24 protein-coding genes, 1 tRNA gene and 7 pseudogenes are annotated in these 26,453 nt (G+C 68.0%); 14 read left to right on the top strand and 18 right to left on the bottom strand.

Annotated elements, in window-relative coordinates; genetic code table 11:
• Positions 1 to 63: 63 nt before the first annotated feature.
• Entirely contained in the window at positions 64 to 846 is a 783-nt protein-coding gene (yaaA, locus tag CN538_RS03700; RefSeq protein WP_106418599.1) for a peroxide stress protein YaaA, read from the bottom strand.
• Positions 847 to 959: 113 nt separating this feature from the next.
• Positions 960 to 1,996, bottom strand: a pseudogene (locus CN538_RS03695) (NADP(H)-dependent aldo-keto reductase).
• Positions 1,997 to 2,284: 288 nt separating this feature from the next.
• On the opposite strand from CN538_RS03695, the gene CN538_RS03690 reads away from it, so the two are divergent.
• Complete coding sequence (locus CN538_RS03690) at positions 2,285 to 2,800, top strand: tetratricopeptide repeat protein (RefSeq protein ID WP_106418598.1); 516 nt, start codon at positions 2,285 to 2,287, stop codon at positions 2,798 to 2,800.
• 121 nt (positions 2,801 to 2,921) lie between these two features.
• Positions 2,922 to 3,419, top strand: a complete 498-nt coding sequence (locus tag CN538_RS03685; RefSeq protein ID WP_242495542.1) for a hypothetical protein — start codon at positions 2,922 to 2,924, stop codon at positions 3,417 to 3,419.
• 45 nt (positions 3,420 to 3,464) lie between these two features.
• On the opposite strand, the gene CN538_RS03680 is transcribed toward CN538_RS03685, so the two are convergent.
• Positions 3,465 to 4,430, bottom strand: a complete 966-nt coding sequence (locus tag CN538_RS03680; RefSeq protein WP_106418596.1) for an NAD(P)H-quinone oxidoreductase — start codon at positions 4,428 to 4,430, stop codon at positions 3,465 to 3,467.
• 142 nt (positions 4,431 to 4,572) lie between these two features.
• Between CN538_RS03680 and olsF the strand changes: the two genes are divergently transcribed.
• Complete coding sequence (gene olsF / locus CN538_RS03675) at positions 4,573 to 6,315, top strand: bifunctional ornithine lipid synthase OlsF (RefSeq protein WP_106418595.1); 1,743 nt, start codon at positions 4,573 to 4,575, stop codon at positions 6,313 to 6,315.
• Between the two features lie 7 nt (positions 6,316 to 6,322).
• On the opposite strand, the pseudogene CN538_RS03670 reads toward olsF, so the two are convergent.
• The 3 genes and pseudogenes from CN538_RS03670 to ybaK form a co-directional block, all read right to left on the bottom strand.
• Positions 6,323 to 6,873 (bottom strand): annotated as a pseudogene (locus CN538_RS03670) (LOG family protein).
• A 35-nt stretch (positions 6,874 to 6,908) separates the two neighbouring features.
• Positions 6,909 to 7,429, bottom strand: a pseudogene (locus CN538_RS03665) (DUF501 domain-containing protein).
• 166 nt (positions 7,430 to 7,595) lie between these two features.
• On the bottom strand, positions 7,596 to 8,066 hold the full coding sequence (gene ybaK, locus CN538_RS03660) for a Cys-tRNA(Pro) deacylase (protein WP_106418594.1): 471 nt from the start codon (positions 8,064 to 8,066) through the stop codon (positions 7,596 to 7,598).
• 295 nt (positions 8,067 to 8,361) lie between these two features.
• Here ybaK and CN538_RS21860 point away from each other — a divergent pair, with 295 nt between their 5' ends.
• Positions 8,362 to 8,541: a hypothetical protein gene (locus CN538_RS21860; RefSeq protein WP_242495541.1), complete on the top strand. Its 180-nt coding sequence runs from the start codon at positions 8,362 to 8,364 to the stop codon at positions 8,539 to 8,541.
• Between the two features lie 26 nt (positions 8,542 to 8,567).
• On the opposite strand, the gene CN538_RS03650 is transcribed toward CN538_RS21860, so the two are convergent.
• Positions 8,568 to 9,017 (bottom strand): hypothetical protein, encoded by a 450-nt coding sequence (locus tag CN538_RS03650; protein ID WP_106418593.1) that lies wholly within the window; start codon positions 9,015 to 9,017, stop codon positions 8,568 to 8,570.
• An 82-nt stretch (positions 9,018 to 9,099) separates the two neighbouring features.
• On the opposite strand from CN538_RS03650, the pseudogene CN538_RS03645 reads away from it, so the two are divergent.
• Positions 9,100 to 10,246 (top strand): annotated as a pseudogene (locus CN538_RS03645) (MalY/PatB family protein).
• A gap of 140 nt (positions 10,247 to 10,386) precedes the next feature.
• Here CN538_RS03645 and CN538_RS03640 read toward each other — a convergent pair.
• Positions 10,387 to 11,319 carry a tetratricopeptide repeat protein gene (locus CN538_RS03640; RefSeq protein ID WP_106418592.1) on the bottom strand — a complete coding sequence of 311 codons (933 nt, stop codon included), beginning with the start codon at positions 11,317 to 11,319 and terminating at the stop codon, positions 10,387 to 10,389.
• Between the two features lie 103 nt (positions 11,320 to 11,422).
• Here CN538_RS03640 and CN538_RS03635 point away from each other — a divergent pair, with 103 nt between their 5' ends.
• On the top strand, positions 11,423 to 12,205 hold the full coding sequence (locus tag CN538_RS03635; RefSeq protein WP_106418591.1) for a DUF3750 domain-containing protein: 783 nt from the start codon (positions 11,423 to 11,425) through the stop codon (positions 12,203 to 12,205).
• 181 nt (positions 12,206 to 12,386) lie between these two features.
• Here CN538_RS03635 and CN538_RS03630 read toward each other — a convergent pair.
• The 6 genes and pseudogenes from CN538_RS03630 to CN538_RS03605 all read right to left on the bottom strand — a co-directional run bounded on the left by CN538_RS03630 (position 12,387) and on the right by CN538_RS03605 (position 14,872).
• Positions 12,387 to 12,463: transfer RNA gene (locus CN538_RS03630), tRNA-Met, on the bottom strand.
• A 28-nt stretch (positions 12,464 to 12,491) separates the two neighbouring features.
• Positions 12,492 to 12,941, bottom strand: a complete 450-nt coding sequence (locus CN538_RS03625; RefSeq protein WP_106418590.1) for a hypothetical protein — start codon at positions 12,939 to 12,941, stop codon at positions 12,492 to 12,494.
• Between the two features lie 45 nt (positions 12,942 to 12,986).
• A pseudogene (locus CN538_RS25925) lies at positions 12,987 to 13,193 on the bottom strand (DUF349 domain-containing protein); the annotation flags it as partial.
• Positions 13,094 to 13,351 (bottom strand): DUF349 domain-containing protein, encoded by a 258-nt coding sequence (locus CN538_RS25920; protein ID WP_422917569.1) that lies wholly within the window; start codon positions 13,349 to 13,351, stop codon positions 13,094 to 13,096. The gene CN538_RS25920 and the pseudogene CN538_RS25925, both read right to left, overlap by 100 nt.
• Positions 13,239 to 14,321 carry a DUF349 domain-containing protein gene (locus CN538_RS03610; RefSeq protein WP_207233613.1) on the bottom strand — a complete coding sequence of 361 codons (1,083 nt, stop codon included), beginning with the start codon at positions 14,319 to 14,321 and terminating at the stop codon, positions 13,239 to 13,241. The genes CN538_RS25920 and CN538_RS03610 overlap by 113 nt, the downstream gene beginning before the upstream one ends.
• A 251-nt stretch (positions 14,322 to 14,572) precedes the next feature.
• On the bottom strand, positions 14,573 to 14,872 hold the full coding sequence (locus CN538_RS03605) for a hypothetical protein (RefSeq protein ID WP_106418586.1): 300 nt from the start codon (positions 14,870 to 14,872) through the stop codon (positions 14,573 to 14,575).
• A gap of 608 nt (positions 14,873 to 15,480) precedes the next feature.
• Here CN538_RS03605 and minC point away from each other — a divergent pair.
• From minC to sbcB, 4 genes are all read left to right on the top strand, one after another.
• Positions 15,481 to 16,224: a septum site-determining protein MinC gene (minC, locus tag CN538_RS03600; protein ID WP_106418585.1), complete on the top strand. Its 744-nt coding sequence runs from the start codon at positions 15,481 to 15,483 to the stop codon at positions 16,222 to 16,224.
• Between the two features lie 93 nt (positions 16,225 to 16,317).
• Positions 16,318 to 17,139 carry a septum site-determining protein MinD gene (gene minD, locus CN538_RS03595; protein ID WP_106418584.1) on the top strand — a complete coding sequence of 274 codons (822 nt, stop codon included), beginning with the start codon at positions 16,318 to 16,320 and terminating at the stop codon, positions 17,137 to 17,139.
• Positions 17,136 to 17,390 (top strand): cell division topological specificity factor MinE, encoded by a 255-nt coding sequence (gene minE / locus CN538_RS03590; protein WP_035475350.1) that lies wholly within the window; start codon positions 17,136 to 17,138, stop codon positions 17,388 to 17,390. Before minD ends, minE begins: the two co-directional genes overlap by 4 nt.
• An 83-nt stretch (positions 17,391 to 17,473) precedes the next feature.
• Positions 17,474 to 18,931, top strand: a complete 1,458-nt coding sequence (gene sbcB / locus CN538_RS03585) for an exodeoxyribonuclease I (RefSeq protein WP_106418583.1) — start codon at positions 17,474 to 17,476, stop codon at positions 18,929 to 18,931.
• Positions 18,932 to 19,073: 142 nt separating this feature from the next.
• On the opposite strand, the gene CN538_RS03580 is transcribed toward sbcB, so the two are convergent.
• The gene (locus tag CN538_RS03580; RefSeq protein WP_106418582.1) at positions 19,074 to 21,923 is read right to left on the bottom strand and encodes an insulinase family protein; all 2,850 of its coding nucleotides are present in this window, start codon (positions 21,921 to 21,923) and stop codon (positions 19,074 to 19,076) included.
• Positions 21,924 to 22,259: 336 nt separating this feature from the next.
• The gene (locus CN538_RS03575; protein WP_242495540.1) at positions 22,260 to 22,784 is read right to left on the bottom strand and encodes an SOS response-associated peptidase; all 525 of its coding nucleotides are present in this window, start codon (positions 22,782 to 22,784) and stop codon (positions 22,260 to 22,262) included.
• 420 nt (positions 22,785 to 23,204) lie between these two features.
• Between CN538_RS03575 and CN538_RS03570 the strand changes: the two are divergent.
• The 4 genes and pseudogenes from CN538_RS03570 to CN538_RS03560 form a co-directional block, all read left to right on the top strand.
• Positions 23,205 to 23,810: pseudogene (locus tag CN538_RS03570) on the top strand (TetR/AcrR family transcriptional regulator); the annotation flags it as partial.
• Positions 23,811 to 24,691: 881 nt separating this feature from the next.
• A complete protein-coding gene (locus tag CN538_RS20205) occupies positions 24,692 to 24,913 on the top strand; it encodes a hypothetical protein (protein WP_106418581.1) in 222 nt (73 codons plus the stop codon).
• A complete protein-coding gene (locus CN538_RS24940) occupies positions 24,910 to 25,242 on the top strand; it encodes a hypothetical protein (RefSeq protein WP_340638254.1) in 333 nt (110 codons plus the stop codon). Before CN538_RS20205 ends, CN538_RS24940 begins: the two co-directional genes overlap by 4 nt.
• Positions 25,239 to 25,709 (top strand): 1-acyl-sn-glycerol-3-phosphate acyltransferase, encoded by a 471-nt coding sequence (locus CN538_RS03560; RefSeq protein WP_340638253.1) that lies wholly within the window; start codon positions 25,239 to 25,241, stop codon positions 25,707 to 25,709. Before CN538_RS24940 ends, CN538_RS03560 begins: the two co-directional genes overlap by 4 nt.
• 162 nt (positions 25,710 to 25,871) lie before the next feature.
• Here the strand turns inward: CN538_RS03560 and CN538_RS21855 are convergent.
• Both CN538_RS21855 and CN538_RS24935 read right to left on the bottom strand, forming a co-directional pair.
• Positions 25,872 to 26,000, bottom strand: a pseudogene (locus CN538_RS21855) (transporter associated domain-containing protein); the annotation flags it as partial.
• Positions 25,997 to 26,419, bottom strand: a complete 423-nt coding sequence (locus tag CN538_RS24935) for a CBS domain-containing protein (protein ID WP_340638313.1) — start codon at positions 26,417 to 26,419, stop codon at positions 25,997 to 25,999. The pseudogene CN538_RS21855 and the gene CN538_RS24935, both read right to left, overlap by 4 nt.
• Positions 26,420 to 26,453: the final 34 nt, after the last annotated feature.

Here is a 26,453-nt window from a genome sequence, read left to right as displayed (position 1 = left end):
CATTGTCTCAGCATTGCATGAATGGGAGCTGAACGGGGGCGGCGTTCGGCGTGAAGCTTCGACTCAGTCGCGATCGCGCTCATGGCGCAGAAAGACCGGCTGGCCCGGCTTGGACTCTCCGGCCGCGTAGCGATAGCCGGCGACGTCGAAGTCGGTGAGTGCCGCGGGTGACTCGACGCGTTCGCGGATCAGCCAGGCGGCCATCAGACCACGCGCCTTCTTGGCGTAGAAGCTGATGATCTTGAACTGACCGTTCTTCTCATCCTTGAACACGGGGGAGACGACATCGGCCGTCAGGCGCTTGAGGTCGATCGCCTTGCTGTACTCGTTGGAGGCGAGATTGACCAGGGTGTTGCTGCCGCTCTCGGCGATTGCCGCGTCGAGATCTCGGGTCAGTCGTTCACGCCAGTAGGCGTAGAGATCCTTGCCGGCCGGATTCTCGAGTCGGATACCCATTTCCAGGCGATAGGGCTGGATCAGATCGAGCGGTCGCAGCAGCCCGTAGAGCCCGGAGAGGATGCGCAGGTGCGACTGGGCGAAGGCGTTGTCGGCGGCGCTGAAGCTGGCCGCTTCCAGGCCTACGTAGACATCGCCCTGGAACGCCTGGGCGGCGGGCTTGGCGTTGTCGGGGGTGAACGGCGTCCGCCACTCGGCGTAGCGTGCTGCATTGAGCCCGGCCAGCTTGTCGCTGATGCCCATCAGCTCGGAGAGCTGCTGGGGCGAGTAGTCGCGCAGGATCTCGATGAGCTCGCGGCTCTGATCGAGATAGTCGGGGCGTGTGACCTCGCTGGTGGTCGCCGGGGTCTCGAAATCCAGCGTCTTGGCCGGGGAGATGATGCTGAGCATGGCGTAGGTTCCTTATCGAGCGGCAGGGCATCGCGGCGATGATGGGGGTGAAGCGGGCCGTCATGGACGGGATAGCCGCCTGAATGCGGCCCGCGTCTGCGCACCGGAGGCCGTCAGGGGCAGGGGTTGGAGATACGGCGGTGCACTGCTTCGATCTCCTCCATGACCTCGGCGGAGAGCGTCAACTGATCACTGGCGAGGTTGGACTCCAGCTGGGTCAGCGTGGTGGCGCCGATGATATTGCTGGTGACGAAAGGTTGCGCGGTGACGAAGGCCAGCGCCATCTGCGCCGGATCGAGGTCGTGGCGCCTGGCGATCTCGACGTAGGCCCGGGTCGCCTCCTGGGCGATGTCGGAGGTGTAGCGCGAGAAGCGCTCGAACAGCGTCAGGCGTCCATCGGCCGGACGCTGGCCATCCAGGTACTTGCCCGAGAGCACGCCGAAGGCCAGCGGTGAATAGGCCAGCAGGCCGACTGCTTCGCGATGGGCGATCTCGGACAGGCCGACTTCGAAGCTGCGGTTGAGCAGGTTGTAGGGGTTCTGCACGCTGGCCACGCGCGGCAGCCCCAGCGTATCGGCGAGATGCAGGCAGCGCATCACGCCCCACGGCGTGTCGTTGGAGAGCCCCACGGCGCGAATCTTGCCGGCATCCAGGGCTTCCTTGAGCGCGCCCAGGGTCTCCTCGAGCGGGTGGCCTCACTGTCGTCACCCGGCACATAGCCGAGCTCTCCGAAGCAGTTGACGTGGCGGTCGGGCCAGTGCAGCTGATAGAGGTCGAGATAGTCGGTCTGCAGACGTGCCAGACTGGCATCGAGTGCCTGATGGATCTGCTCGCGGGTGTGGCGCGGGCCGCCGCGCAGATGGGTCATGCCGCGGCCGGCACCGGCGGCCTTGCTGGCGATGATCAGGTCGTCGCGGCGACCGCGCTGCTGGAGCCAGCTGCCGATATAGGCTTCGGTGCGCCCCTGGGTCTCGGCCTTGGGCGGCACCGGATACATCTCTGCGGTATCGATGAAGTTGATCCCGGCGTCGACGGCACGGTCGAGCTGCTGGTGAGCCTCCTGCTCGCTGTTCTGCTCGCCGAAGGTCATGGTGCCGAGACACAGGCGCGAGACCTGCATGTCGGTCTTGCCGAGTGGGCGTCGTTGCATGTTGCGCTCCCATCAGGGCCCTCGGGAGAGGGCCGAAAAGACGACTGAAAATCGTATGTTACTGGGGCCTTCCGGGAGCGGCAAATAGCGCCCCTCAGGCGGGGGTTGAGTCGGCCATCGGGGAGGCGTATGCTTGCGGCCTTTCGCCGCCCGGCAGCCCCGGGCGAGCCTGCAGCAAGTCGATTCCGATGCCGTTAACAACCGTGTTGTCTTAGAACAAAGATGCGTCCAGATCGACAGGGTTTCTCGGACCGCCAGCGGTCTTCGTCCTCAAGGTCACTGTCAGTTATGCCACAGACGTTCTCTTTCCTGACGCGCTTCGAGTTTCGTCTCGCCTCCGGACTGTGTCACACGCGCTGGATGACCCGCTCACCCGGCAAGCAGCGGCTGATGCTCAAGTGGTTCAAGCGCTGTGCCGACGCCGGCTATCTGCCGGCGCGTTCGCTCTACGGCCGCGTGCTGCTGGCACGCGGTGTCTCGCCCCAGGACAAATCTACCGGTGCGCGCTACGTGCTGCAGGCGGCACAGGAGGGCGACAGTCATGCCCAGTTCCAGGCCGGCTGCCTCTATGAGCACGGCTGCAACCAGTACCAGCCCAACGAGCACCATGCGGTGACCTGGTACGCTCGGGCCGGCGAGAACGGCCATCGCCAGGCTGCCGAGCGGTTGGCACAGGCCTATCTCGGTGGTGAGCTGGGGCTGGCGCAGGATCCGGCGCGGGCCGAGGCCTGGGCGCAGTATGCCGATCATCTCGCTGGCCAGACCCTGCTCGAAGCGCCGCAGGCCGCGCCGCTGACGCATTGACCCCCGGCGGCGCCTGCCGGTGCCGCGTGCGGTCGGGGTGAACTCCCGCGCCAACACTGTCATGATGACGCCACACCGGCGTCGCCAGATGCGACGGCATCATGAAGAGGGAGTCCACCCCGTGTCGCTGCCTGTCCTTTTAGACATCGAAGCTTCGGGCTTTGGCCGTGGCAGCTACCCCATCGAGGTTGGCCTGGCCAGGGCCGACGGCACGCGCTGTGCTTTCCTGATTCAACCCGCAGAAACCTGGACCCACTGGGACGCCAAGGCCGAACTCCTGCACGGCATCTCGCGGGCGCGGCTGATCCGTGAGGGCTATCCGGCGGTCGAGGTGGCGCGCTGGCTCAATGATGAGCTGGCCGAGATCGGCGTCGCCTACAGTGACAGCTGGGGCTACGACAACACCTGGCTTGCGCTGCTCTTCGATCAGGCCGGCATGCTGCCGCGATTTCGCCTGGAAGCGCTGCGGCGGCTGCTCTCCGAGGCGCAGGTGACGCTGTGGCGCGAGACCAAGGAGCGGGTGGTACAAGACTATGACATCCGCCGCCATCGCGCCGGAGACGACGCCAGACTGCTGCAATTGACCTACAGCGAGACCCGTCGGCTGGCCGCCGAGTGAGTCCCCGGCGACGCAGTCGTGTCAGCGCTTCACTGCTGCCGTGACCTAGGCACTGACCCGCAGTAGCACCTTGCCGATATTGGCATTGTCATCGAGATGCTGAAGCGCGCTCTCCGCTTCCTGGATCGGCCAGGTCTCGGCGATCAGGGGCTTGATCTCTCCGCTCGCGAGCTTGGGCCACACCTGGGCGTGCAGCGCATCCAGAATCGCCCCCTTTGCCTTGGCCGAGCGTGAGCGCAGGGTCGAGCCGATCACGCGCTGGCGCTTCATCAGCATGCGCCCGAGATCGAGCTTCGCTTCCATGCCGCCCATCAGCCCGATCAGCACCAGCCGGCCATCGGCGTTCAGCACCGCCAGATCCTGCTCCACGTAGTCACCGCCGACCGGGTCGAGGATCATGTCGGCGCCGCCCCAAGCCTTGACCGCTTCGACGAAGCTGCCGTCGTGGCGATTCCAGCCGGCATCGGCACCCAGGCGGGTGCAGGCGTCGAGCTTCTCTTGACTTCCCGCGGTGACGAAACAGGGGTTGCCGAAGGCGCGGCAGAGCTGGATCGCCGCGGTGCCGACGCCGCTCGCCGCGGCGTGCAGCAGGATCCGCTGACCGGTCTGAGCGGCGCCTTCCATGTAGAGATTGAGCCAGGCGGTGGCGAAGACCTCAGGCAGTGCCGCCGCCTCGCGCAGGCCGAGATTGGCAGGAATCGGCAGTACCTGGGCCTCGTCCACCACCACTTGCTCGGCGTAGCCGCCGCCGGCCAGCAGCGCGCAGACCGCGTCGCCGCGACGGAAGCGCTCGACCCGTGGCCCCACCTCGGCGATGGTACCGCTGACCTCCAGCCCGGGAATGTCCGGGGCGCCCGGCGGGGGCGGGTACTTGCCGGCGCGCTGCATCAGATCGGCGCGATTGACCCCGGCCCAGGCCACCTCGATACGCACCTCTCCAGCCCCTACCGGACCGGGTGCCTCATGTTCGCGCCACTCCAGGCGCTGCGACTCGATGGCGATCGCGTGCATCGATGTACTCTCCTCGCTAAGGGCATCCCCTCACTCTAGCAGCCCGGCGACGGCCACGCCGTTGTCATATGTCAGCGCCATGCTGGCAGCCATCCATGTCACCCACCCACGTCACTCGTATACGTAGTAGAGGGGATGGCCCATGATCGATACCGGCGCACTGCTCGAACGACACCTCGGTGGCTTCCGTCGCCTGCCTCGCTGGCTGCGGCACTGCACCACGGCGCTGATGCGTCGTCTGATCCACGAGCGCGAGATCAACGACTTCCTGGCGCGCCACCGCGAGACGCGTGGCTTGGCCTTCGTCGAACAGGTGCTCGACTACTTCCGCTTCGGCTATGCAGTCTCCTCGCGGGAGCGCGAGAACATTCCGGTGTTCGGACGCGTGCTGATCGTCGCCAACCACCCGCTGGGCGCCCTCGACGGTCTGGCACTGCTGCGCCTGGTGGCCGATGTGCGCAGTGACGTGCGCATCGTGGCGAGCTCGATTCTGGCCCAGATCGAGCCGCTGCAACCCTGTCTGCTGCCGCTGGACAACCTGAACCGGCGCGGCTATCGGCGCAGCCTGGCCGCAATCGAGGCGGCGCTGGATCGCGAGGAAGCGGTGATCGTGTTTCCCGCCGGTGAGGTCTCGCGGGCCTGTCCGCGCGGCATTCGCGATCGTCGCTGGCAGGCGGGTGTCCTGCATCTGGCGCGGCGGACCAATGCGCCACTGCTGCCACTGCACGTAGGCGGGCGCAACTCCTGGCTATTCTACGCTCTGGCGGCCCTGCGCGATGAGATCGGTACCCTGCTGCTGCCGCACGAGATGTTCCGCCAGCGCGATCGCCAGCTCCGCGTGCGTATCGGCGACCTGCTGCCGCTGGAGCAACTGGCCCGCGGCGGCCTGCGCTCGGAGGCGACGCTCAAGCTGCTGCGTAAGCACGTCTACCGGCTGGGGCAGGGGCGCAAGGGGCTGTTCCGTGGCGAGGCGGCGATCGCCCATCCGGAGAGCCGGCAGGCGCTGCGTGAAGCGCTGCGTGAGGCGCGCAGGCTGGGCGAGACCAAGGATGGCAAGCAGATTCTATTGGTCGAGGGGCCGCCCCACGGGGTGGTGCTGCGCGAGATCGGTCGGCTGCGCGAGATCGCCTTCCGCCGGGTCGGCGAGGGCACCGGCCGGCGGCGCGATCTCGACGCCTTCGACGACTACTACCGCCACCTGCTGGTGTGGGACGATCGTGATCTGGAGATCGCTGGGGCCTATCGCCTGGGCGAGGCGGGGGCGATTCTCGACGCCCACGGCCCCAGCGGCTTCTACGCCGCGACCCTGTTTCACCTCGAGACGGCACCCTGGGACGAGCTGCGTCACGGGCTCGAGCTCGGCCGCAGCTTCGTCCAGCCGCGCTACTGGGGGCGCCGCAGCCTGGACTATCTGTGGCAGGGGCTGGGCGCCTATCTGCGTCACCATCCGCAGGTGCGCTGGCTGTTCGGCCCCGTCTCGCTATCGGCCGCGCTGCCGCTGCGCGCCCGTGAGCTGGTGATCAGCTACTATCGCCACTACTACGGTGACCCCGAGGAGGGCGTGCGTCCGCGGGCTCCGTTCGTGCTCTCCGACGCCGGGCGACTGGAGGCGGAGCGGCTGTTCGACGGCGGCGATCGTGACGAGGACTTCCGCCGCCTGCGCGAGCAGCTGGAGGCGATGGGGGTGAGCGTGCCGGTGCTCTACAAGCAGTACTGCGAGGTCGCCGAACCCGGGGCAGTACGCTTTCTGGGGTTCGGCGTGGATACCGATTTCGGCTTCTGCGTGGATGGCCTGGTGGTGGTCGACGTCACCCGGCTCAAGCCCGACAAGCGGCGCCGCTATGTCGGCGCCGACGCGGTGACGCCGGCGCTGAGCGCGGACTGAGCGGAAGTCAGGCGGCCGGATCGCGATCCGCCGCCAGCCGGTCCAGCAACTGCTCGATATCCGTGTCGGCGATCAGCTCGCGGCGGGTGCTGGCGTCCAGGAAACCGTGCTCCACGGTGGTATCGAGGAAATTCAGCAGCCCGGTGTTAGAAACCGCCCACGTCGAGCACGCCCACCGGTTTGTGGTGCAGTTGCAGATAGCGCCAGGTCCAGATCTCGAACAGCCTCCAGCGTACCGATACCGCCGGGCAGGGCGACGAAGGCATCGGCGTGGGCGGCCATGGTCGCCTTGCGTTCGTGCATGTTGGCGACGCGAATCAGCCGCGTCAGGCCCTGGTGCGACACCTCGCGCTGGACCAGATGCTCGGGCATGACCCCGATCACCTCTCCACCGGCGGCGAGGCAGGCATCGGCCAGCCGCCCCATCAGACCGTTGCGCGCCCCGCCGTAGACCAGCCCCCAGCCGCGGGCGGCAATGGCCCGGCCAAGCGCCTCGGTCGCGGCGGCGAACTGCGGATGCTTGCCCTCGCGGGAACCCAGATAGACACAGATATGCACGTTGTCGCTCCTTCAGCGATCGGGTGAGACGGCCGTCAGGGGATGGTGGCGGCGACGTCGTAGGTCGCGTCGACCAGCGTCCGATGGCGTTGTCACCGCACAGGTGGTGGGCGTACTGGGTGTGCAGGCAGCGCACCTGATCCCAGTTGGTGATCCCGCCGACGCCACGCTCGCGCATCAGCGGCGCGAAGCCGCGGCGCTCAATCTCCTCGCGCTGGGCGTCACTCATGTAGGACCAGCGCTGGGCAACATAGTCGGCATGACTGGCGTGGTAGCTGGCAAGCCACGCCGGCTCCTGCTGCAGGCGCGCTTCGAGCTCCTTGATCACGCCGCTCGCCTCGAGCCGCGAGAGCACGACCTTGAGACGTTCGCAGGAGAGCCAGTAGAGCGTGGGAAAGGGCGCGTCGTCGACGATCGGCGCCATGCGCAGGACCAGCGGGCGACCCTGACTATCGGTGGCGGCGACCGCTTCGAGCCCGCGCGGCGGGCGGCCGAGCTGCTCGGCGATGATCGCCAGCTGAGCCTCGGTCGGTGTCTGATCGGTGCGAATCACCATGCTGGATATTCCGTGTGAGCGTGTGGCAACGGTGGCGGCGCGTCATCGCCGGGGTGTGCACTGGGTTCGCGCATGGCCGCCGGGAGCGCGCATGACTGCGGAGAGCGCGCATGATAGTCGTCCCGGGTGGGGCCGGGCAATCGACCATCCCCGGGCCGGTGACGTCTCAGTGTCGTGCCAGCGCCACTGGCGTGGCTTCCAGCAGCGTGATCAGTTCACGGGGGGCCAGCGACAGCTCCAGCCCGCGCTTGCCGGCGCTGACGTGGATCTCGTCGAGGGCGAGGGCGCTATCGTCGATGAAGCTCGCCAGACGGCGCTTCTGTCCCAGCGGGCTGATGCCGCCGACCAGATAGCCGGTGGCACGCTCGGCCTCGGCCGGGGTGGCCATCTGCGCCTTGCGCGCACCGGCGGCCTTGGCCAGCGCCTTGAGGTCGAGCGTCGCGTCGACGGGCACCAGGGCGACCACCAGGCGCCCGTCGTCGAGCCGCGCCAGCAGCGTCTTTAAAATCGTCTCCGGCGGTAGTGCCAGGGCGCGGGCGGCGTCCAGACCGTAGCTCTCCGAGGCGGTCTCGACCGAGTAGGCGGTGACCCGATGGGCGACGCCGCGGGATTCGAGCAGACGGACGGCCGGTGTCATGCGCAGTACTCCTGATGCAAGAGAGACGAGGTGATGGAAAACGGGGCGACGGAAAACGAGTCAACGGCAAGCGAGGCGCGTGGCAACGACGCTGGCGTATCACGGGCCTCCCCCCTAGTCTGGAGAGAGACGCGGCCGGCGCGGGCCGCCCTTTTCAAGCATCGCGTGAACGCCAACCGATGAGCCATGACCGCTGTAGTCTGTGCGGACGCCGGGCGCCGCTGACCCGCCACCATCTGATTCCCCGCGCGCTGCACCGCAAGCCGCGCTACCGCAAGCGTACGGGCGCGAGCAGATGCAGACCCGCGTGCTGTGGATCTGTCGGCCGTGCCACTCGCATCTCCATCGCATGCTCAGCGAACGCGAGCTGGCGGACCACTACGCCAGCCGTGAGGCGCTGATGTCCCACCCCGATATCCGCGCTTTCGTCACCTGGCTGGCGGACAAGCCGGACGGTTTCGTGCCCAAGCGCTGAGCGCAGCGACGCTGGCGCCATGAGCCTCAGATCAGGCGCTGGCCGTGGTGGTCCTGCCACGCGTCCTCCAGCACCTCGTGCAGTGGCGCCTGCAAGTGCGCCGGCAGCGCGTTGCGGGCCGCTTCCAGCGAGGGGAACTCGCGGTTGCGCAACCAGCAGTAGGCCCAGGCGCAGGCCTCATCGGCGTTTCGCGGCGTGGGCCGAGCGGGCATCTGCACCAGCAGGAACAGTGCCGTGCGTGCGGCCCAGCGCGGCGGTGCGGCATCGCCGCTCCAGGCGGTCAGGGTGGCACCGTCCGGCGTGCCGTCGGGATCGCCGAGTTTGGCCAGGCGCGCGGTATCGGCCAGAATCATCGCCAGGCGGTCGGGGTCGGCCTGCCCCAGCAGCAGCCAGTGGCCGACCAGCGCCGAGCTGCCCGCGACCACGCGGCTATAGAACGGACGTGCGGCACGACCGCGGCAGAGAGTCTCTGTCATTGGCGCTCCTTCACTGCCAGCCGGCGTCTCCCTGCGAAGGCGCCGGCCGGCCGACAATCATCAACCGGATGAGAATGTTACCGTGAGTTTCGATTTTGCCACGTCGATCGATCGACGGCAGTATCCGACCAAGAAATGGCAGCAGTACGCCGAGGACGTGTTGCCACTGTGGTCGCCGACATGGATTTCCGCTCGCCGCCTGCGGTGATCGAGGCGTTGCATCGGCGTGTCGACCACGGCGTGTTCGGCTATGCCGATGCCACCCCGGCGCTGCGCGATACTCTCTGCCGCTGGAGCGAGCACCACTACGGCTGGCAGATCGACGCCGCCTGGCAGTGCTGGGTGCCGGGCGTGGTGCCGGCGCTGCACCTGGCGGCGCTGGCGTTCAGCGAGCCCGGTGAGGGCGTGCTGACGGCGACGCCGATCTATCCGCCGTTCCTGAGCGTGGGGCGCCATACCGGGCGCGAAGCGCAGACCTTCGAGCTGGCCCCGCCGGCTACCCCGGGCGGCGACTGGCGGCTCGACCTGGATGCCATGGAGGCGGCCATCCGGCCCAATACCCGGGTGCTGCTGTGGTGTCATCCGCACAATCCCACCGGGCGGGTATGGGATGTCGACGAGCTGCGAGGGTTGGCCGAGCTGGCGCGCCGGCACGCGCTGATCGTGGTTTCCGACGAGCTGCACTGCGACCTGATCCTCGATCCGGAGCGGCCGCACCAGCCGCTGGGTCTGCTATGCCCCGAACTCGCCGAGCGGCTGATCACCCTCTGGGCGCCCTCCAAGACGTTCAACATCGCCGGGCTTTCGGCGGCTTGTCGGTGATCGCCGATGACACGCTGCGCGAACGCTTCCAGCGTGCCGCCGCGGGCCTGCTGCCGGGCGTCAACGTGCTCGGGCTGCACGCCGCCGAGGCCGCCTACGCCGAGGGTGAAGTCTGGCGTCAGGCGCTACTTACCCAACTGCGCGACAATCTGGCGCGTCTCGAGCGGCATGTCGCCGGCTGGCCTGGGGTGACGCTGTCACCGCCGCAGTCGACCTATCTGGCATGGCTGGATCTGCGCGGCAGCGCACTCGCTGAGTCGCCCCAGCAGCGCCTGCTCGAGGAGGCGCGGGTGGCGCTCTCCGACGGCGCCGACTTCGGCTGGCCGGGATTCGTGCGGCTCAACTTCGGCACCCCGAGCGAGACACTGGAAGCGGCACTGGCGCGGCTGGATCGGGTCCTGGGCTGACCCGTGTCAGCTCCCTGACGCGCGACACCCGGCCTGGGCCGGGTGTCGCAGGGGGCACTGGGGAGCACGGGCAGGTTGTCTTGCCAGCGCAGTGGCCCAGCTAGAAATGGCCCAGTCAGAAGTGGCCCATGGGAAATGGCTCAGTAGAGCATGGCGAACAGCCGGCGGCGGTAGCTGACCGTCAGCGGGTGGTCGGCGCCAAGAGCATCGAAGACCCGCAGCAGGGTCTTGCGAGCGGCGTCGTCGGCGTAGGCGCGGTCGGCCTTCATCAGCGCCAGCAGGCCCTCCAAGCCACGTTCGTAGTCACCGTCGGCCACCGCGCGCAGCGCCCGCTGGAAGCGCGCCTCGCTATCCTCGCGCTCGCCCAGGGCCTCGACCTCGGCTGCGCTGGGTGCCTCTTCGCCGAATTCGATCCGCGCCCGCACGCCGCGCGCCTTGGGCGAGTCACGGTGCTCCGGCGGCAGATTGTCGAGTATCTGCTTGGCATCCGGCGTCTGGCCGGCAGCCACCAGCACGCCAGCGAGGTCGACCTGATAGTCGTGATAGTCCGGATACTGCTGGATCAGCTCCTGGTAGATCGCCTGGGCGGTCTGGGTGTCGCCGCTGGCGAGTGCCGCCTGGGCCATCTCTTCGGGGCTCTCGGCGGCGTCGGCCGGTGCTTCGATATACTTGCCCAGCCACTCGCGCACCTGCTTCTCCGGCAGCGCGCCCTGGAACTGGTCGTAGAGCTGGCCTTGCGCGATCAGTTTGACGTCGGGTACCGAGCGCACCCCCAGCTGTGAGGCGATCTGCGGATAGGCCTCGATATCGAGCTTGGCGAGCACGAAAGCGCCGGCGTACTCGCGCGCCAGCTTCTCCAGAATCGGTTTGAGGTTCTTGCACGGCTCGCACCAGTCTGCCCAGCTCTGCAGCAGCACCGGGCGCTGCATCGAGCCCTCCAGCACCACCTGCTGGAAGTTGTCCAGGGTGACGTCGACGATGACGTCCTCCGCCGGGGCTTGCGCCGCGGCGGTGCTGTCCTGGCCGTCGGGGCTGGTGAGCGGTTGGCCTGTGCGGGGATCGACGATTGCCATGAAGAAGTGCCCTTGATGTGCGGTACGGGATTGGCGAGTGTTATGCGGGTCAGCGGCCGGTGATTCAACCCCCGGCGGCCCATTTCGAACGGGGGAGTGTCGCATGTCGAGAGCCATCCGCAGCCTGCGTATCATGCTCAAGCCGCTTGGCGGTGGCCTGGTGCTGCTCCTGTGTCTCCTGCTCGGGCCGGCCTGGCTGCTGCTGTCGCAGCAGGTGGACTGGCGCGGCGACTGGCAGCGCGCCTCGCGCAGCGTCAGCGGGCTGGCGCCGGATCCCGCGACCACGCCGGCGGCGCTGGTGCAGGTCTATGCGGCGCGGGCCTTCGCCTGGCGGGGTGCCTTTGGCGTGCATACCTGGATCGCGACCAAGGCCGAGAACGCCACGCACTATCGGGTCTATCAGGTGGTGAGCTGGCGCCGCCCCACGGTGCAGGTCGCCGTGGCGCAGCCGGACCGGGCCTGGTACGGCAATCCCCCTGAGCTGCTGGCAGAGTTGCGCGGGGCGCCGGCAGCACGAGCCATCGCCGCCATCGAGCAATGGGTACCGAGCTATCCCCAGGCAGGGCGCTATCGCATCTGGCCTGGACCCAACAGCAATACCTTTGTCGCCTGGGTGGTGCGTCGGGTGCCGGAACTGGCGGTGGATTTTCCGGCCAACGCCATTGGCAAGGATTATCTGCTCGACGGCCCGCTGGCCCGGGCGCCGTCGCATACCGGCTATCAGCTCTCGCTGGGCGGGCTGGTGGGCGTGACCGTAGCGCGGGAAGAGGGTATCGAGTTCAATCTGCTGGGACTCGGCGTCGGTGTCGATGTCGCTCCGCCGGCACTGCGGCTGCCCGGTATCGGTCGTCTGGGGATGGCCCAGCCGCCACGGCGCGATGAATGATGAGGACTCTGCCGATGGCCTGAGAAGAGTGGCCGCCAGGGGAGGTGACCAAAAGACCGCCGGGAGCGGTTTTTGACGTCGGCGCTGCCGGCGAGATGAACAAGGGTTGCCAGGGACGAGGCCGCAAAGATGATGGCCACAAAAAAAGGCCGGTGCCTCGAAAGGCACCGGCCTAATAATTTGGTAGCGGGGACCGGATTTGAACCGATGACCTTCGGGTTATGAGCCCGACGAGCTACCAGACTGCTCCACCCCGCATCAACGTGGAACGAATTATACGTAAGTCTTAGCGTGTGTCAACACCTTCGTGACTCGCACCGCTCAATCTCGTCAGCAGGGCATCGAACGAAGAGGCGTAGCGTGCCCATAGCGAGGCTTCCAGCGGAGTGATGGTGAACAGCCGCAGCAGCGTTTGCTCGAGCTCCTCCGGCGGCGTCGGCGGGCGCCCCAGGGCGTCGTTGAGACGCGCCACCTGAACCTCCAGACGCAGTGGTTCCAGCGTCTCAGGGATCGGCTCACCGGCGAGCAGACTCAGTTGCACCAGGCAGCGCTGCAGTGCCTCTTCGGCGTCGTCCTCGGTGAGCGGTGTCTGCTGCTGTCGCTGCTGCAGGCGCTGGCGCAGCACAGTGGGCGGTTCGGGATCGAGCGTTTCGCTGGCGATCACCTGCTCGAGCCAACGGCGGTAGTCGGGCCAGGCACGTGCCTGGGCGACCAGCTCTAGCCGTTCCAGGGTCACTTCGCGCGGTGCACGATGCCCTGCCAGCGCCGCTCCATGCCCTCGCTACGCCGGCTGTGCGGCAGCGGCGAGAGGCGCTGGGCTTCCGCCAGGGCGGCATCCAGTACGTCGCGCTCGCCGGCGTGAGTCGGCTGCCAGGCATCGAGCGTCGATCAGCGCCTGCATGGCATCGAAGCGCTGCTGCTGACGCGCCTGCTGCTCGCCGCGCAGCGCATCGCGCGCGGCGAAGATGGTGTCGCAATGGCTACGAAACTGGCGCCACAGGGTTGCTCGACTCCCTTGGGCGCCCGGCCCAGCTCACGCCAGCGCTGCTGCAACTGCTTGGCCTGATCGGCGCGCTGCTGCGCCGGCCCCTCTTGCTCGGCGAGACGCTGAGCCTCGGCCACCAGTTCGCGCTTGTGGCTGGCGATATCTCCGGCGCGGGCGTCGATCAGCGTCTGCAGGCGCTGGCGCAGCCGCGCGAAGCGCCGGCCCAGGCGGCAGCGCGGCGCTTGGGCACCGGCCAGTGCTGGTCCACTGCTCCTGGGCGGCATCGCGGATACGTCGCAGGGCGTCGGGATCGGCATCCTCGGCGGGGTTGTCGAGCAGCGTCTCCAACTGTTCGCAGAGTGCTTCACGGCGCTCGAGGTTGTCGCGCTCACGGTTGGCAAGCTCGCTCTCCCAGGCCGCCAGCTGAGTGTGCAGGGCATCGGAAGCGGCGCGAAAGCGCTGCGCCAGCTCGCGGCTGGCGGCGGCATCGCCGAGCTGGCGCCACTCGCGGATCAGCTGCTGATGTCGACGGTGACGCTCGGCATCGCTCTGCTCGCGCGCCTCGGCCAGTGTCTCGATCGCCGTGAGCAGCTCCTCCCGCTTGGGCGCGGCGACGAAGCCGCGCCAGTCGCGTAGTTCGGCGAGTCTGGCGGTGAGCTGCTTCCAGCGCTGCTCGAACGCCGCGGGCAGTGCGGCCTGATGGGCGTCGAGCTGCTGGCGCAGCTGGCGCTGAATCTGTGCCGCGGGGCGGTAACGGCCACTGTCTAGCTCGGCTTCGAGTTGGTCGAGCTGGGCGCCGAGCGCCTGGTCGTCCCATGCCGGCGCGTCGCTGTCGCGTGTCGCTCGCGTCTCGCCGGCCACTGCTGCCTGGCGGCGCGCCGCCGCGATCAGTGCGGTCGGTGGGAGAGCCTGCGGCCAGTCGAGGCGGGCCAGAAGCGGTGCGGTGTCGTCGCCCTGATCCAGCGCCTGGCGCAGCTCGGGGGCCAGCTGTGTCAGGCGCTCCCACGCTTGCCACAGTGTCTGGACTCGGCGTTCGAGCTCGGCATGGCGGGCCGCGTAGGCGTCACTGACACCGTAGTCGTCGGAGACCGACTGCCAGCGCTCGCTCTGCAGTTGCCAGCGTGAGGCCAAGGCATCCATCGCTTCGGTGGTCAGCGGCTCACTCGCGCCAACGGTATTGAGCGCCTGTTCCAGGGCCTCGAGAATACCTTCGCGGGTGGCTTTGGCAGTGGCCTTCTCGCGCTGTACCCGTTCCAGTTCGCGGTGGTGATGCTCGTGTTCGGCGATGCGCTGGCGGCAGCGCGCGACGGCGATATCGAAACGCTGATGCTGGGGCTGATCGGCACCATCGGCAAGAGGTTCCCAGGCCTTGACCCAGTGTTTCAGGCGCGCCTCGTAGAGTGGCTCCCAGGGACGGTGCGCGTGCGCTTCGAGGCTTCCAGCAGACGCTCGCGCTCGGCGCTGGCGGCGGCTTGCTGCTCGGCGTCGGCGCGCTGGCGCGCCAGGCGCTCGCGGGCCAGTCGGGCCACCTGCTTGTCGCGCCTGGCCTGCTTGACCAGGGTGCTCAGTCCGCTCGGGCTGGAGACGCGCTCGGCCGCTGCCAGGCGTACCGCGGCGATACCGTTGTCACTGGCGTGATGCACCAGCCGCGCCTCGTCCTCGATTCTGGCCAGCGCGGTCAACCGCAGGGCCTGGTTGTCGCCCTGTTCGACCAGCGCATCGAGCAGTGCGTGCGCGCTCAGTTGCTCTACCAGCGCAAGACGGCGGGAGAGGTCGACGCGGGCTGCTCACGACCACCGATGACATCGATCAGGCGCGCCAGCGATTCGGGGGAGGCGGCTTCCCGGTGCCACGCGAGCAGCGTGTCGGGATCGCTCAGGCGCGACAGCGCGGCTCGGCGTACGCTGGCATCGCTGTCTCGGGATAGTGTCTCGAGCGCTGCGTGGTCGCCGGATCGAGCTGCAGCGCGGCCTGAGCGCGCACGCTGGGGTCCTGGTGGTCCCAACGCGGGCGCCGCCGACGGGGAGACAGTAGGCGTTGAAAGAGTCCTGGCATGGCAGGTTTGGCATCCTGAAAACGACGGGCTGGCGGTGGCCGATGCGGCGGGCGGCGTGGCATCGGCGGCAGCCGCCTATCTAACCATTTGACGGCCCGCGGTAAAAGAGTGCAGGGCCACGGGCGTCGGCCCTCGGCGACACCTGACAAAAGGTCTAGCTGGCCTTATGATCGGTTGCAGCGGCAGACGCCCTCGCATAGCGTAACCCCTATTTCCCCGCTGCGGAGTTCGGTCATGAGTCTCAACAGGGATCGGGCAGAGACTGCCTTCACGTTCAAAGGTGGCATGCTGCCCATGACGGTCATGGAGCTGACCAGTGGCGACCCGGAGCGCGTGCGCGCCCAACTGGCCGGCAAGGTCAGCCAGGCCCCGGCCTTCTTCCAGCACACGCCGGTGGTGCTCAGCGTCGAGCGGCTCGATGAGCCGCACCTGGCGCTGGAGCGTATCTGCGCCGTGTGCCGCGCGCACAAGCTGCTGCCGGTGGCGGTGCGCGGCGGCCCCGACCCCGTCAAGCAGTCCGCCTGGGCGCTGGGCCTGGGCTGGTTCCCGCCGCAGGAGAGCCGTCCCAAGGCGGTCGAGACCAGTCCGGCCGAGCCGGTGGTGGAGGTCGAGACCGAGCTGCCGCTGGCGGTTGCCGAGGGAGGGCAGACCGGCGGGCGCATCCATCGCGGCACGGTCCGCTCGGGTCAGCAGGTGTCGGCGCCGGAGGGTGATCTGGTGGTGATCGGCGCGGTCAATCCCGGCGCCGAAGTGCTCGCCGCCGGCAGCGTGCACGTCTATGGGCCACTGCGCGGGCGTGCCCTGGCAGGCATCCATGGTGATCGCGAAGCGGGCATCTTCTGCCATGACCTGCACGCGGAACTGCTCTCGGTGGCGGGTACCTACAAGCGTCTCGAGGACATCGACCCGCGTATGCTGGGGGCGAGCGTCCAGGTGCAGCTCAGGGAAGATCAGCTGCGCATCTCGGCTTTGACCTGAACCGGCAGAGCCGAGCGGCGCCGAGGACGATAAGGTGTCGCCCCGCTGCGAGCGGGTGTGATCAACAATCTATCGGGTAACAGGAAGTTCATCTTGGCCAAGATCATCGTTGTAACCTCCGGTAAGGGTGGCGTCGGCAAGACGACCAGCGCAGCGGCCATTGCCACGGGACTGGCCCTGCGTGGCAACAAGACCGTGGTCATCGACTTCGACGTGGGGCTGCGCAATCTCGATCTGATCATGGGTTGCGAGCGGCGCGTGGTGTATGACCTGGTCAACGTCATCCAGGGCGAGGCGGGGCTCAACCAGGCGTTGATCCGCGACAAGCGCACCGAGAACCTGCACATCCTTCCGGCCTCTCAGACGCGCGACAAGGATGCGCTGACCCTCGAGGGCGTCGAGAAGGTGCTCAACGATCTCGCCGAGGACTTCGACTACATCATCTGCGACTCTCCTGCGGGTATCGAGCGTGGCGCCCAACTGGCGATGTACTTCGCCGACGAGGCGGTGGTGGTGACCAACCCCGAGGTATCCTCGGTGCGCGACTCCGACCGCATCCTCGGGCTGCTGTCGTCAAAATCGCGGCGCGCCGAGCAGAATCGTGACCCGGTCAAGGAGCACCTGCTGATCACGCGCTACAACGCCAACCGGGTCGATGACGGCGACATGCTCAACCTGGAAGATATCCGCGAGATCCTGGCGATCGAGCTGATCGGCCTGATCCCCGAGTCGGAAGCGGTGCTGCGGGCTTCCAACCAGGGCGTACCGGTGGTCCACGACGACAAGAGCGATGCCGGCCAGGCTTATCTGGATACGGTCGCGCGGCTGATGGGTGAAGAAGTGCCGCTGCGTTTCCACGCGGCGCAGAAGCGGAGCCTGATCTCGCGCATGTTCGGAGGAGGGGGCCGCCGGTGAGACTACTCGACTTTCTCAAGGGTGAACGCAAGAAGTCCGCGTCAGTCGCCAAGGAGCGGCTGCAGATCATCGTCGCTCACCAGCGCGGCCAGCGCGGCCAGCCCGACTACATGCCTATGCTGGAGCAGGAGCTGCTCGAGGTGATTCGGCGCTATGTCCAGGTCGACCAGGATGCGATCAGCATCAGTCTCGACAGCGACAACGACTGCTCGGTGCTTGAGCTCAACGTGACCCTGCCCAACCGCGATTGAGCCGCCACCGAATCGCGCCCCGGGGGCATGAGTCGCGCCCGGGCGTGTGCTAGGCTTGCGCTTTTGCGCAGGCGGAGAGCGGTATGGCCAAGGCGGCACTGACTTTTCTGTGGCACGACTACGAGACCTTCGGCGCCGATCCCCGGCGCCACCGCGCCTCGCAGTTCGCGGCCATTCGCACCGACGCCGACTTCAATCCGATCGGCGACCCGCTGACCCTCTATGCGCGCCCCGCGGATGACGACCTGCCGAACCCCCAGGCTTGCCTGATCACCGGTATCACGCCCCAGGCGGCGCTGCGCCGGGGCCTGCCCGAGGCGGAATTCGCCGCGCGCATTCTGGCCGAGATGAGCGTGCCGGGCACCTGCTCGCTGGGCTACAACAGCCTGCGCTTCGACGACGAGGTGAGTCGTCATCTGTTCTATCGCAATCTCTTCGACCCTTACGCCCGCGAGTGGCAGAACGGCAACTCGCGCTGGGATCTGATCGATGCGGTGCGTGCTTTCTACGCGCTGCGCCCGGAAGGCATCGAGTGGCCGCAGCGCGAGGATGGCGCCCCCAGCTTCAAGCTCGAGCACCTCACCGCCGCCAATGGTATCGAGCACGCCGGGGCCCACGATGCGCTGGCCGACGTGCGCGCGACAATCGCCCTGGCGCAACGGCTGCGCGACGCCAACCCCAAGTTCTTCGAGCATCTGCTGTCGCTGCGCGACAAGCGCCGGGTCGCGGCGCTGCTCGATGTCGAGGCGCGCAAGCCGATGCTGCACGTGTCGCGGCGCTACCCGGCGAGCCGCGGCTGCAGCGCACTGGTGGTGCCGCTGGCCAAGCATCCCAGCAACCCCAATGGGGTGATCGTCTACGATCTGGCGGTGGACCCGGCGCCGCTGGCGTCGCTGTCGCTGGAGGAGATCAAGGCGCGGCTGTTCGTCAGCGAGAGCGAACTGGCCGAGGGCGAGTCGCGCATTCCGCTCAAGGTGGTGCACCTCAACCGCAGCCCGGTGCTGCTGCCGATCGCCGCGGTGGACGCCACGGTGGCCGAGCGCCTGAGCATCGATCGCGCCCTGTGCGAGCGCCATTGGCAGGCCCTGCTGCAGAACCCGGAGGCCGCCAGCAAGGCGGCTGCGGCCTTTGCCGATGGCCCCGCCGAGCCGCCGCGAGATCCCGACCTGATGCTCTACTCCGGCGGCTTCTTCTCACCGCATGACCGTCAGGCGATGGAGCGGGTCCACGCCACGCCGCCGGAGGCGCTGGGGCAGACCGGCTTCGCCTTCCAGGACCCGCGGCTGGAGGAGATGCTGTTCCGCATGCGTGCACGCAGCTATCCCGAGACGTTGGAGAGCGAAGAGAAGGCGCAGTGGGAAGCCTACCGCTGGTCACGCATGAACGATCCGCAAAGCGGTGCCTTCACCCTCAAGGAGTTCGCGCGAGAGATCGAACGGCTCAACCAGACCGCCCTCGACGCGCGCGAGCGTCAGGTGCTCGAAGAGCTGGTGATGTACGTCGAGTCGATCATGCCGGAGCAGGCCTTCGACGCCTATTGATGGCGGGCTCGGCCAACCGTCGTCGCAGCCGCCGATAGAGACGTCCGCGCACTGCCTGCCCGCGCGATAGCGATCACCATCACACGATGCGCAGCGCCCCGGCCACGGCCGGGGCGCTGCGTTATCGTGGGTGGGGCGCCGCTCAGCGCGGCAGCGGGGTGAAGCCGCGGGTCAGCGCATCTACGTCGCCGGCCGAGTCGCCCGGGTCGGCGGTGATGCGCAGGGCCGGGTGCGCTCGCAGCGCCTGCCACGCCTGCTCGAGCGCCTGTGGGGTGACCTCGGCGACCGCCGCGGCGAGGTGGCGGCGACGCTCGAAGTCGACCTCCGGATAGGCCAGGTTTTGCCACAGGCGGTCGGCGCGCTCCTCCAGCGACTGGTCGCGGGTCAACAGCTGCTGGCGCACCGCCTCGCGGTAGGGCGCGAGTTCACTGGCGTCGAGGGTGCGGATGCGCTGATCGAAGCGGGTCAGGAAGGCGTCCATGCGCGCGTCGATCTTGGCGCTGTCGGCGCTCGGCGACTGCACCAGCAGGCTCAGCCCGGGGGCATCGAGCAGCGGCGAATAGCCGGCGTTGACGATATAGCCGAGCTGCTCGTCGGTGCGCAGCTGGGCGAAGAAGGGCGGGCCGATCAGTTGTCCGAGCACGGCCAGGCGCGCCTGAGTGGCCAGCGAGCGGTCGGGGCCCTGGAGATAGCGCAGCACCGCCGAGTCGTCGCGGGCGGTATTCGGGTGCAGCACCGGGGCATCGGCCGGTACCTCGAGCGCGGTGAGCGGCGGAATGTCATCGGCGTGCAGTCGCGGCTGCAGCGCGTTGGCCACCAGCAGGCCTTCGCGTTGCGCCAGCTTGGCATCCAGGTTGCCCACCGCCAGGCCCTGCAGGTAGAGCTGACCGAGGAAGCGCTGGCGATAGTCACGCACGTCCTGCACGCCGATCGTGTCGAGCGCCGCGAGCATGTTGCGGGTGCTGATCTGCGGGCGCATCAGCGCCTCGCCCAGGGTGCGCTGCATCTGCTGGTAGAGCGCATCCTGGGGCGCGTTGCGCCAGCTGCGCGCCAGCCCCTGCTTGACCCGGGCGAGGCTGTCGGCGCTGATCTCGCCGTGCTGGAGCTGTTCGATCACGGTCTGCATCAGACGCGCCTGGTGGTCGCGCCAGCCGGAAAAGGCCAGGGTGATGCCACGCCCGTGGGCATAGGCGACGAACGCCTGGCCCGCCAGCGAGGCGGGGTAGAAGCGCTCATTGAGCCCATCGTTGAGCCAGCCCGCCAGCAGCCGCGTGAGCACGGCATGGCGCGCATCGCTGGCGGCCTGCGGAGACTGCAGGCTGAATCGCCACTCGACCCGGGGTGCACCGAAATCGCTGTCCGCCTGGTGCCAGAGCTCGACACTCGGCGTGTCGACGAGGCGCTCGGGGGCGGCGGCGGGAAAGGTCTCGACGCTCAGGTCGTCGGCAATATAGGGATTGGACTCGGGTAGCCCGAGGTCGTCGAGGGGTTGCGCCTCAGGCCACTGGGAGACCCGCGTCAGGGTATAGGGTGCGCCAAAGTAGGTGGTGGTGTGGTCGCCCTCGACCTCGGGGCCGCTATAGACCCGCAGCAGGTTGTCCGGGGTGAGCCGGTCGAGCAGCGCGGTGATGGCCGCAGGGTCGAAGCGATCCATGCGATAGGGCGCATACTGCACGTCGGCGAGGGGATAGTAGGCGAGGCTCATGGCCAGGTTGCTCACCGTCTGGATCGGCTCCTGGCGCTGCTGGAAACGGAACGACTGCTGGGCCAGGTCGGCCTGTTCGCGATAGCGCCATGTGTCCACGCCCCGGTCACGCAGACGCTGGATCTGAGCGAACAGGCTGGCCTGGATCTGGTCGAGATGTGCGACACCTTCGGCGGTGAGGCTGATCGAGACGTCGAACAGGGCGTGGCGGCCGTCGGCCTCACGGGTGCCGGCGGAGAGCCCGTCGGCCCAGCCCTGGCGGCGCAGCGCGGCGAGCAGGCTGCCCTCGCCCTCGTGGCCGAGCAGGTTGGCGACGTAGGCATCGGGCTTGTCGGCATAATCGTCGATGGGGTCGGTGATCGGGAACAGGAACTCGACGCGCTGGCGGCTCTCGTGGGTCTTGACCCGCAGGCGTGCCGGCAACTGGCCGGGCAGCGCCAGCGGGGTGTCGATCTCGGGGCGCGAGAGGTCGTGATCGGCGATCGCCGCGAAGCGGCTGCGCACCTCCTGCTCCAGTGTGTCCAGCGGCTGCGGCGCGAGCACCACCAGATGCATCACGTTGGCGTCGTAGTGGGCGCGGTAGAAGTCGACCAGCGCCTGACGCAGCGGGCGCTTATCGCTGTTGAGGGTGTCGAGGTTGCCGACCGAGAAGTGGTTGATCGGATGCTCGGGGTTGAGCGCCTTGCCCAGCGCTTCGGCGATGCCGCGGGCGTCATCGGCGCGGCGTGCCTGGTACTCCGAGTTCACCGCGTGGCGTTCACGGTCGACGTACTCCGGGTTGAACTGGGGCGAGACGAAGAACTGAGCGAAGCGATCCAGCGCCTCGGGGAAGGCCTGAGGGTCGACATCGAAATAGAAATTGGTGTCCTGGGCCGCGGTGAAGGCGTTGTGCGAGCCGCCGTTGCGCTGGATGAAGCTCTGGTAGCCGTCGGGGTCAGGATAGCCCGCGGTGCCCAGAAACAGCATGTGCTCGAGGAAGTGCGCCAGCCCCGGCATGTCGGCGGGGTCGTTGTCGCTGCCCACCGAGACATCCATGGCCGCCGCCGCCTTGTCGGCCTCGGGGTCGCTGATCAGCAGCACCTCGAGCCCATTGGCTAGGGTGACGGCACGGTAGGCGCGGCTGTCGTTGGGGCTCTGGATCGGTGTATCGCCGGTCGCTGGCGGCGTCTCGGCGGCGGCTGTCTCGGGCGTCGGCGAGGCGGCCTGGCAGACGCCGAGCAGGGCCATGAGGCCGAGTCCGGCCAGCCAGGCGCAGGTGGATGCGCGCGATATCCGGGGGTGAGGCATGAATGCTCCCTGTCTGTCTCAGAGGGTGTTTACAAAATGTTTGCGCGGACTCGGCGTCCCAACGAATCGCTGCGTTGCAGGGTACTGGTGCGCCAGCCCGGTCGAACACTCGCCAAACCCATGTTATGTCTCGTGTTGACGCGTTGCCTTCGGCAACTTGCCCTGACGGGCGCCCCACGGGCGTTCTCTAAGCGTTGCTGCGAGTCTGCGTTCCATGCGCCTTGCGCTTCATCTCGCTCGTCGATTTATTCAGCGTTTCCCTAAGTGGGCGGAGTCGGAAATGAGTCGAACACTATGTGCCAAACAGCCGCGAGGGTCCAAACGGCCGCGTGTGGACTAAGTGGACCACACCTGCATCGGGCCGGTGGGATAGGCGCACGCCCAATCCTGGCGAGCCGGATCGTTGATCCGCTTGGAGACCGGAAACGCCCCCAGAAGTTCCGGTGGCGCCGGGGCCAGCCACTCACGCGCCTTTATCGCCGGCGTCTCCTCGGTCAGCCAGGTATCCAGGGCTGCCAGGGGAATGATCGCCGGCAGGCGGTCGGTGAGCGCGCCGAGGAAGGTCGAGGTGGGCACCGTGATCAGGGCGAAGGAGTCGCGTTCGGCGCCGGGGGCCTGATGATAGCGGGTCCACAGGCCGGCCAGCAGCAGCGGCGCGCGCTCGGTCTGGGTCACCAGATAGGGCTGCTTGCCGCGCACGCTCTGCTGCCACACGAAGACTCCGGTCACCGGGACCACGCAGCGCCGGGTGGCGAACGCCTCGCGGAACATCGGGCGGCTCTCCAGCGATTCCGCACGGGCGCAGTGAGGCGCGTGATCGAGCACTTCCAGCCACTCGGGCGTCAGACCCAGAAGCGTCATAAAGACGGGTGCTGCCGGCTTCCCGGCGCAGGATCGAGGCCCACTGCCGTGGCGCCACATTGGGGCTCAGACGTGGCCTCTGGCGCTGGCCCAGCGCCGCCAGCGACGGGTGGCGCGTCCAGTCGTCGATATGTAGGCGACCGGCCATGGTCTCTCCTCAAAAGGGGGATCGAAAGGGGTGGGTCGAGGGCGTCGACAGCGCTGGCTGGAGTCTAGCACGCCGCCCCTGGCAGGGCCTCGCCGCGATGCCTGCCGTACTGGCAAAAGCCTCGCGAAATCGATGCGTTAGCCGTATGGACGCTTGCGTTTGCAGAGATTACCGATATGCTGGGAAACGCTGTTCGATTTTAAATCGACAACAACATTCCCGCATCCAGCGGGGCGTGACAGCGACTGATGATCTTCCGAGCGAGGAATTCGATGGCTCGACCCCGACAGCACGCGCCCGAGGCGCTTCATGCCCAGGTGATGGCGGCGTGTGATGCCTGGCTGCAGGGCAATTCGGTGCATACGCTGTCGCTGCGCTCACTGGCGCGAGACGTGGGCTGCGCACCGAGCACACTGCTCAAGCTCTACGGCAGCTTCAGCAATCTGCTGCAGTACGTCAACATCGAGACCCTCGATCGTATGGGCGCGGCGGTTGCCGGGCTCGAGGAGGCCGAACCCGAGCCGCAGCTCAAGGCGCTGGCCACCGCCTACTGGCAATACGCCCAGCACGAGCCCTATCGCTGGCAGATGCTGTTCGAGTATCCGCTGGCGGAGGAAGGTGAGCTCGACGAGCGCCAGAACCATATCATCGGGCGCTGTTCGTGCGCGTCGAGGCGGCCCTGCGGCGTCACCAGCCGGCGCTCTCCGCGGTCGAGGCGCGGCGTATGGCGCGCACCCTGTGGGGCAGCGTGCACGGCCTGGTGCAGCTTGGGCTCAACGACCGTCTCGGCTACTGGCAGGGGCAACCGATGGAGGTCGGCGAGCTGCTCGACCAGCTGCTCGCGAACCACCCTGCGCGGCCTGCGGCATCTGCCGGACGCGACGTGGCCGGGCGCTGCTCGCGCGACGCCGCTTCGCGCCCTTCTTCTGGACCCAGGCGCTCGGCGCCTTAATGACAACCTGTTCAAGAACGTCCTGCTGCTGCTGCTGACCTTCGTCGCCGTACCGCGCTACGGCTGGGACACGGGTTGCTCACCAATCTGGCGGCGGGGTTGTTCATCCTGCCGGTTCTTCCTGTTTTCCGCCTGGGGCGGCACCCTGGCCGACCATCTCGACAAGCAGCGTCTGGTGCGCCGGCTCAAGCTGCTGGAGCTGGCGACCATGCTCGCCGCGGCCGCGGCGGTATGGTTCGAGCTGTTCGCGCTGCTGCTGGCGCTATTGTTCATGATGGGCACCCAGTCGGCGCTGTTCGGGCCGGTCAAGTACGCCATCCTGCCGCAGCATCTGGCGGCGACCGAGCTGGTCAAGGGCAATGCTTGGGTCAACCTGGGCACCTTCGTCTCGATTCTGCTCGCACGCTGCTGGCGGGGGTGCTGCCTCCCTGGATGGTGCCCTGGGCCGCGCGGCGATTGCGCTGGCGCTGGTGGCGGTGGCGCTGGCCGGGCTGGCCGCCAGCTTTGGGGTGCCGCCGGCGCCGCCCAGTGCCACCGGGCGTGTCGCCTGGCGGCCGCTATCGGGGACTGTCGAGGTGCTGCGCGACGGGCTGCGCGAGCGGCGGCTGCGCCTGGCGCTGATCGGCATCAGTTTCTTCTGGTTTCTGGGCGCCTGCTATTTGACTCAGCTACCGGCCTGGGTGCGCGCGATGTCGCCCACGGCGAGGAGGGGGCGGTGAGCTTCCTGCTCGGCGCCTTCGCATTCGGTGTGGGCGCCGGGGCACTGCTGTGCGCGCGGCTCTCGGCGGGCGCCTGGAGCTGGGGCTGGTGCCGGTCGGGGTGCTGGTGATCGGAGTCGCGGGGATCGAACTGGCGGGCACGGCGGTGCCGGCCCAGGCGCCCTTGGCACTGGTCACGCTGCTGGGCAGCACCGAGTTCTGGCGCATGAGTACGCTGCTGGCGCTGGTCGGCCTGGGTGGCGGGCTCTATAGCGTGCCGCTCTACACCCTGATGCAGCTGGCCAGCCCGAGGCGCACCGGGCGCGTATGATTGCCGCCAACAATATTCTCAACGCGCTGTTCATGATCGGCTCGGCACTGTTCGGGATCGTCGTGCTCAGCCTGCTGTCACTCTCGCTGGCGACCCTGTTCTACTGCCTGGGCGGGGTCGCGCTGCTGGTGGGTATCGGCCTGCTGATCTGCAATCCGCGTCCGGCGCTGCGCTTGTCGATCTTCGTGCTGGTGCGCCTGCTCTACCGGCTGCGCTTTCGCGACCCCCACATTCCCGCCACCGGCCCGGCACTGGTGGTGTGCAACCACGTCAGCTTCATGGATGCGCTGGTCCTCGGCGCGCCTGCCCGCGGCCGCTGCGCTTCATGATGGACCGGCCGATCTACGAATCGCCCTGGCTCAACTGGTTCTTCCGTATCGCCGGGGCCATCCCGGTAGACTCCGACCGGCGCGATCCGGGTGGCGTGCGTCGCGCCCTCGATGAGGTCAGCCGGGCGCTGTGCCACGACGAGGTGGTGATGATCTTCCCCGAGGGGCGGTTGACGCCGGATGGCGAGGTACACGCCTTCCGCCGCGGTCTGGAGCTGGTGCTGGCGCGCAACCCGGTACCGGTGGTGCCGGCGGCGCTGGGTGGGCTATGGGGCTCGTGGACCTCCAACTGCGGGGGCAAGGCGCTGACCAAGTGGCCGCGCCGGGTGCGCGCTCGTGTGATCCTGGCCTTCGGCGAGCCTGTCAATGCCCGCGAGGCGACCCGGGGGCTGCTCGAGACCCGGGTTCGCGCGCTCAAGCAGCGCGCCGACGAGGAGCTGGCTCGGCGCCGCGGCGGACTGATCTGATCCCGGAGACTGCGGGCTGGGCGACGACGCTGTGGCGCCGTCTGCGGCTCCGAGAGTCACTCCCGCTGCGCCGCCTGACCCCCAGCTGCCAGCAGCGTCCGAGGTGATCAGGTTCTCCTTGATCTCCAGAATCTCCAGCCGCGTGGTGCCGATCTGCAGGCAGGCCGCGGCGTCGGGGAAGGATTCCAGTTGCTCCAGAATCAGGCCATTGAGGGTCTTGGGGCCGTCGGTAGGCAGTTGCCACCCCAGCGCCTTGTTGAGTTCGCGGATGTTGGCGGTGCCTTCGATCACGTAGGCGCCGTCGGTCTGCGGATGGATATCGCGGTAGGTTCCGGCCACGTCGGTGGTGAACTCGCCGACGATCTCCTCGAGGATATCCTCCAGCGTCGCCAGCCCCTGCACGTCACCATACTCGTCCACGACCACGCCGATGCGCCGCTTCTGCTGCTGAAGTTGAGCAGTTGGGTGTGCAGTGGGGTGGATTCGGGAATGAAGTAGGGCTCGCGCGCCTCCTGCACGATCGCCGCCTTGGTGAGATCGGGCTTGGTCAGGAAGCGTGAAGCGTTGCGCAGGTGCAGGATGCCGACGATGTCGTTGATATCGCCCTTGTAGATCGGCAGGCGAGTGTGTTGGCTCTGGCGGATCTGGGCGAGCAGGTCGTCGAGGTCGTCGTCGAGATCGAGCCCGACCACCTCGTGGCGCGGCACCATGATGTCGTTGACGGTGACGTTCTCGAGATCGAGG

It is taken from the genome of Salinicola tamaricis (genome assembly GCF_003006155.1).
Taxonomy (GTDB): domain Bacteria; phylum Pseudomonadota; class Gammaproteobacteria; order Pseudomonadales; family Halomonadaceae; genus Salinicola; species Salinicola tamaricis.
The sequence above is the reverse complement of the archived record's forward strand: the minus strand, read 5'-3'. Positions and strand labels throughout refer to the sequence as shown.

What these genes read in the sequence shown, in the direction of transcription:
- ybaK (WP_106418594.1), bottom strand. Translation starts at nt 8,066, where the DNA reads ATGACACCGGCCGTCCGTCTGCTCGAATCCCGCGGCGTCGCCCATCGG.
- CN538_RS03580 (WP_106418582.1), bottom strand. Translation starts at nt 21,923, where the DNA reads ATGCCTCACCCCCGGATATCGCGCGCATCCACCTGCGCCTGGCTGGCC.
- CN538_RS03575 (WP_242495540.1), bottom strand. Translation starts at nt 22,784, where the DNA reads ATGACGCTTCTGGGTCTGACGCCCGAGTGGCTGGAAGTGCTCGATCAC.
- CN538_RS24935 (WP_340638313.1), bottom strand. Translation starts at nt 26,419, where the DNA reads ATGGTGCCGCGCCACGAGGTGGTCGGGCTCGATCTCGACGACGACCTC.
- CN538_RS03650 (WP_106418593.1), bottom strand. Translation starts at nt 9,017, where the DNA reads ATGACAGAGACTCTCTGCCGCGGTCGTGCCGCACGTCCGTTCTATAGC.
- CN538_RS03560 (WP_340638253.1), top strand. Translation starts at nt 25,239, where the DNA reads ATGATGGACCGGCCGATCTACGAATCGCCCTGGCTCAACTGGTTCTTC.
- CN538_RS03690 (WP_106418598.1), top strand. Translation starts at nt 2,285, where the DNA reads ATGCCACAGACGTTCTCTTTCCTGACGCGCTTCGAGTTTCGTCTCGCC.
- sbcB (WP_106418583.1), top strand. Translation starts at nt 17,474, where the DNA reads ATGGCCAAGGCGGCACTGACTTTTCTGTGGCACGACTACGAGACCTTC.
- minC (WP_106418585.1), top strand. Translation starts at nt 15,481, where the DNA reads ATGAGTCTCAACAGGGATCGGGCAGAGACTGCCTTCACGTTCAAAGGT.
- CN538_RS03635 (WP_106418591.1), top strand. Translation starts at nt 11,423, where the DNA reads ATGTCGAGAGCCATCCGCAGCCTGCGTATCATGCTCAAGCCGCTTGGC.
- CN538_RS03640 (WP_106418592.1), bottom strand. Translation starts at nt 11,319, where the DNA reads ATGGCAATCGTCGATCCCCGCACAGGCCAACCGCTCACCAGCCCCGAC.
- CN538_RS03680 (WP_106418596.1), bottom strand. Translation starts at nt 4,430, where the DNA reads ATGCACGCGATCGCCATCGAGTCGCAGCGCCTGGAGTGGCGCGAACAT.
- yaaA (WP_106418599.1), bottom strand. Translation starts at nt 846, where the DNA reads ATGCTCAGCATCATCTCCCCGGCCAAGACGCTGGATTTCGAGACCCCG.
- olsF (WP_106418595.1), top strand. Translation starts at nt 4,573, where the DNA reads ATGATCGATACCGGCGCACTGCTCGAACGACACCTCGGTGGCTTCCGT.
- CN538_RS21860 (WP_242495541.1), top strand. Translation starts at nt 8,362, where the DNA reads ATGCAGACCCGCGTGCTGTGGATCTGTCGGCCGTGCCACTCGCATCTC.
- CN538_RS24940 (WP_340638254.1), top strand. Translation starts at nt 24,910, where the DNA reads ATGATTGCCGCCAACAATATTCTCAACGCGCTGTTCATGATCGGCTCG.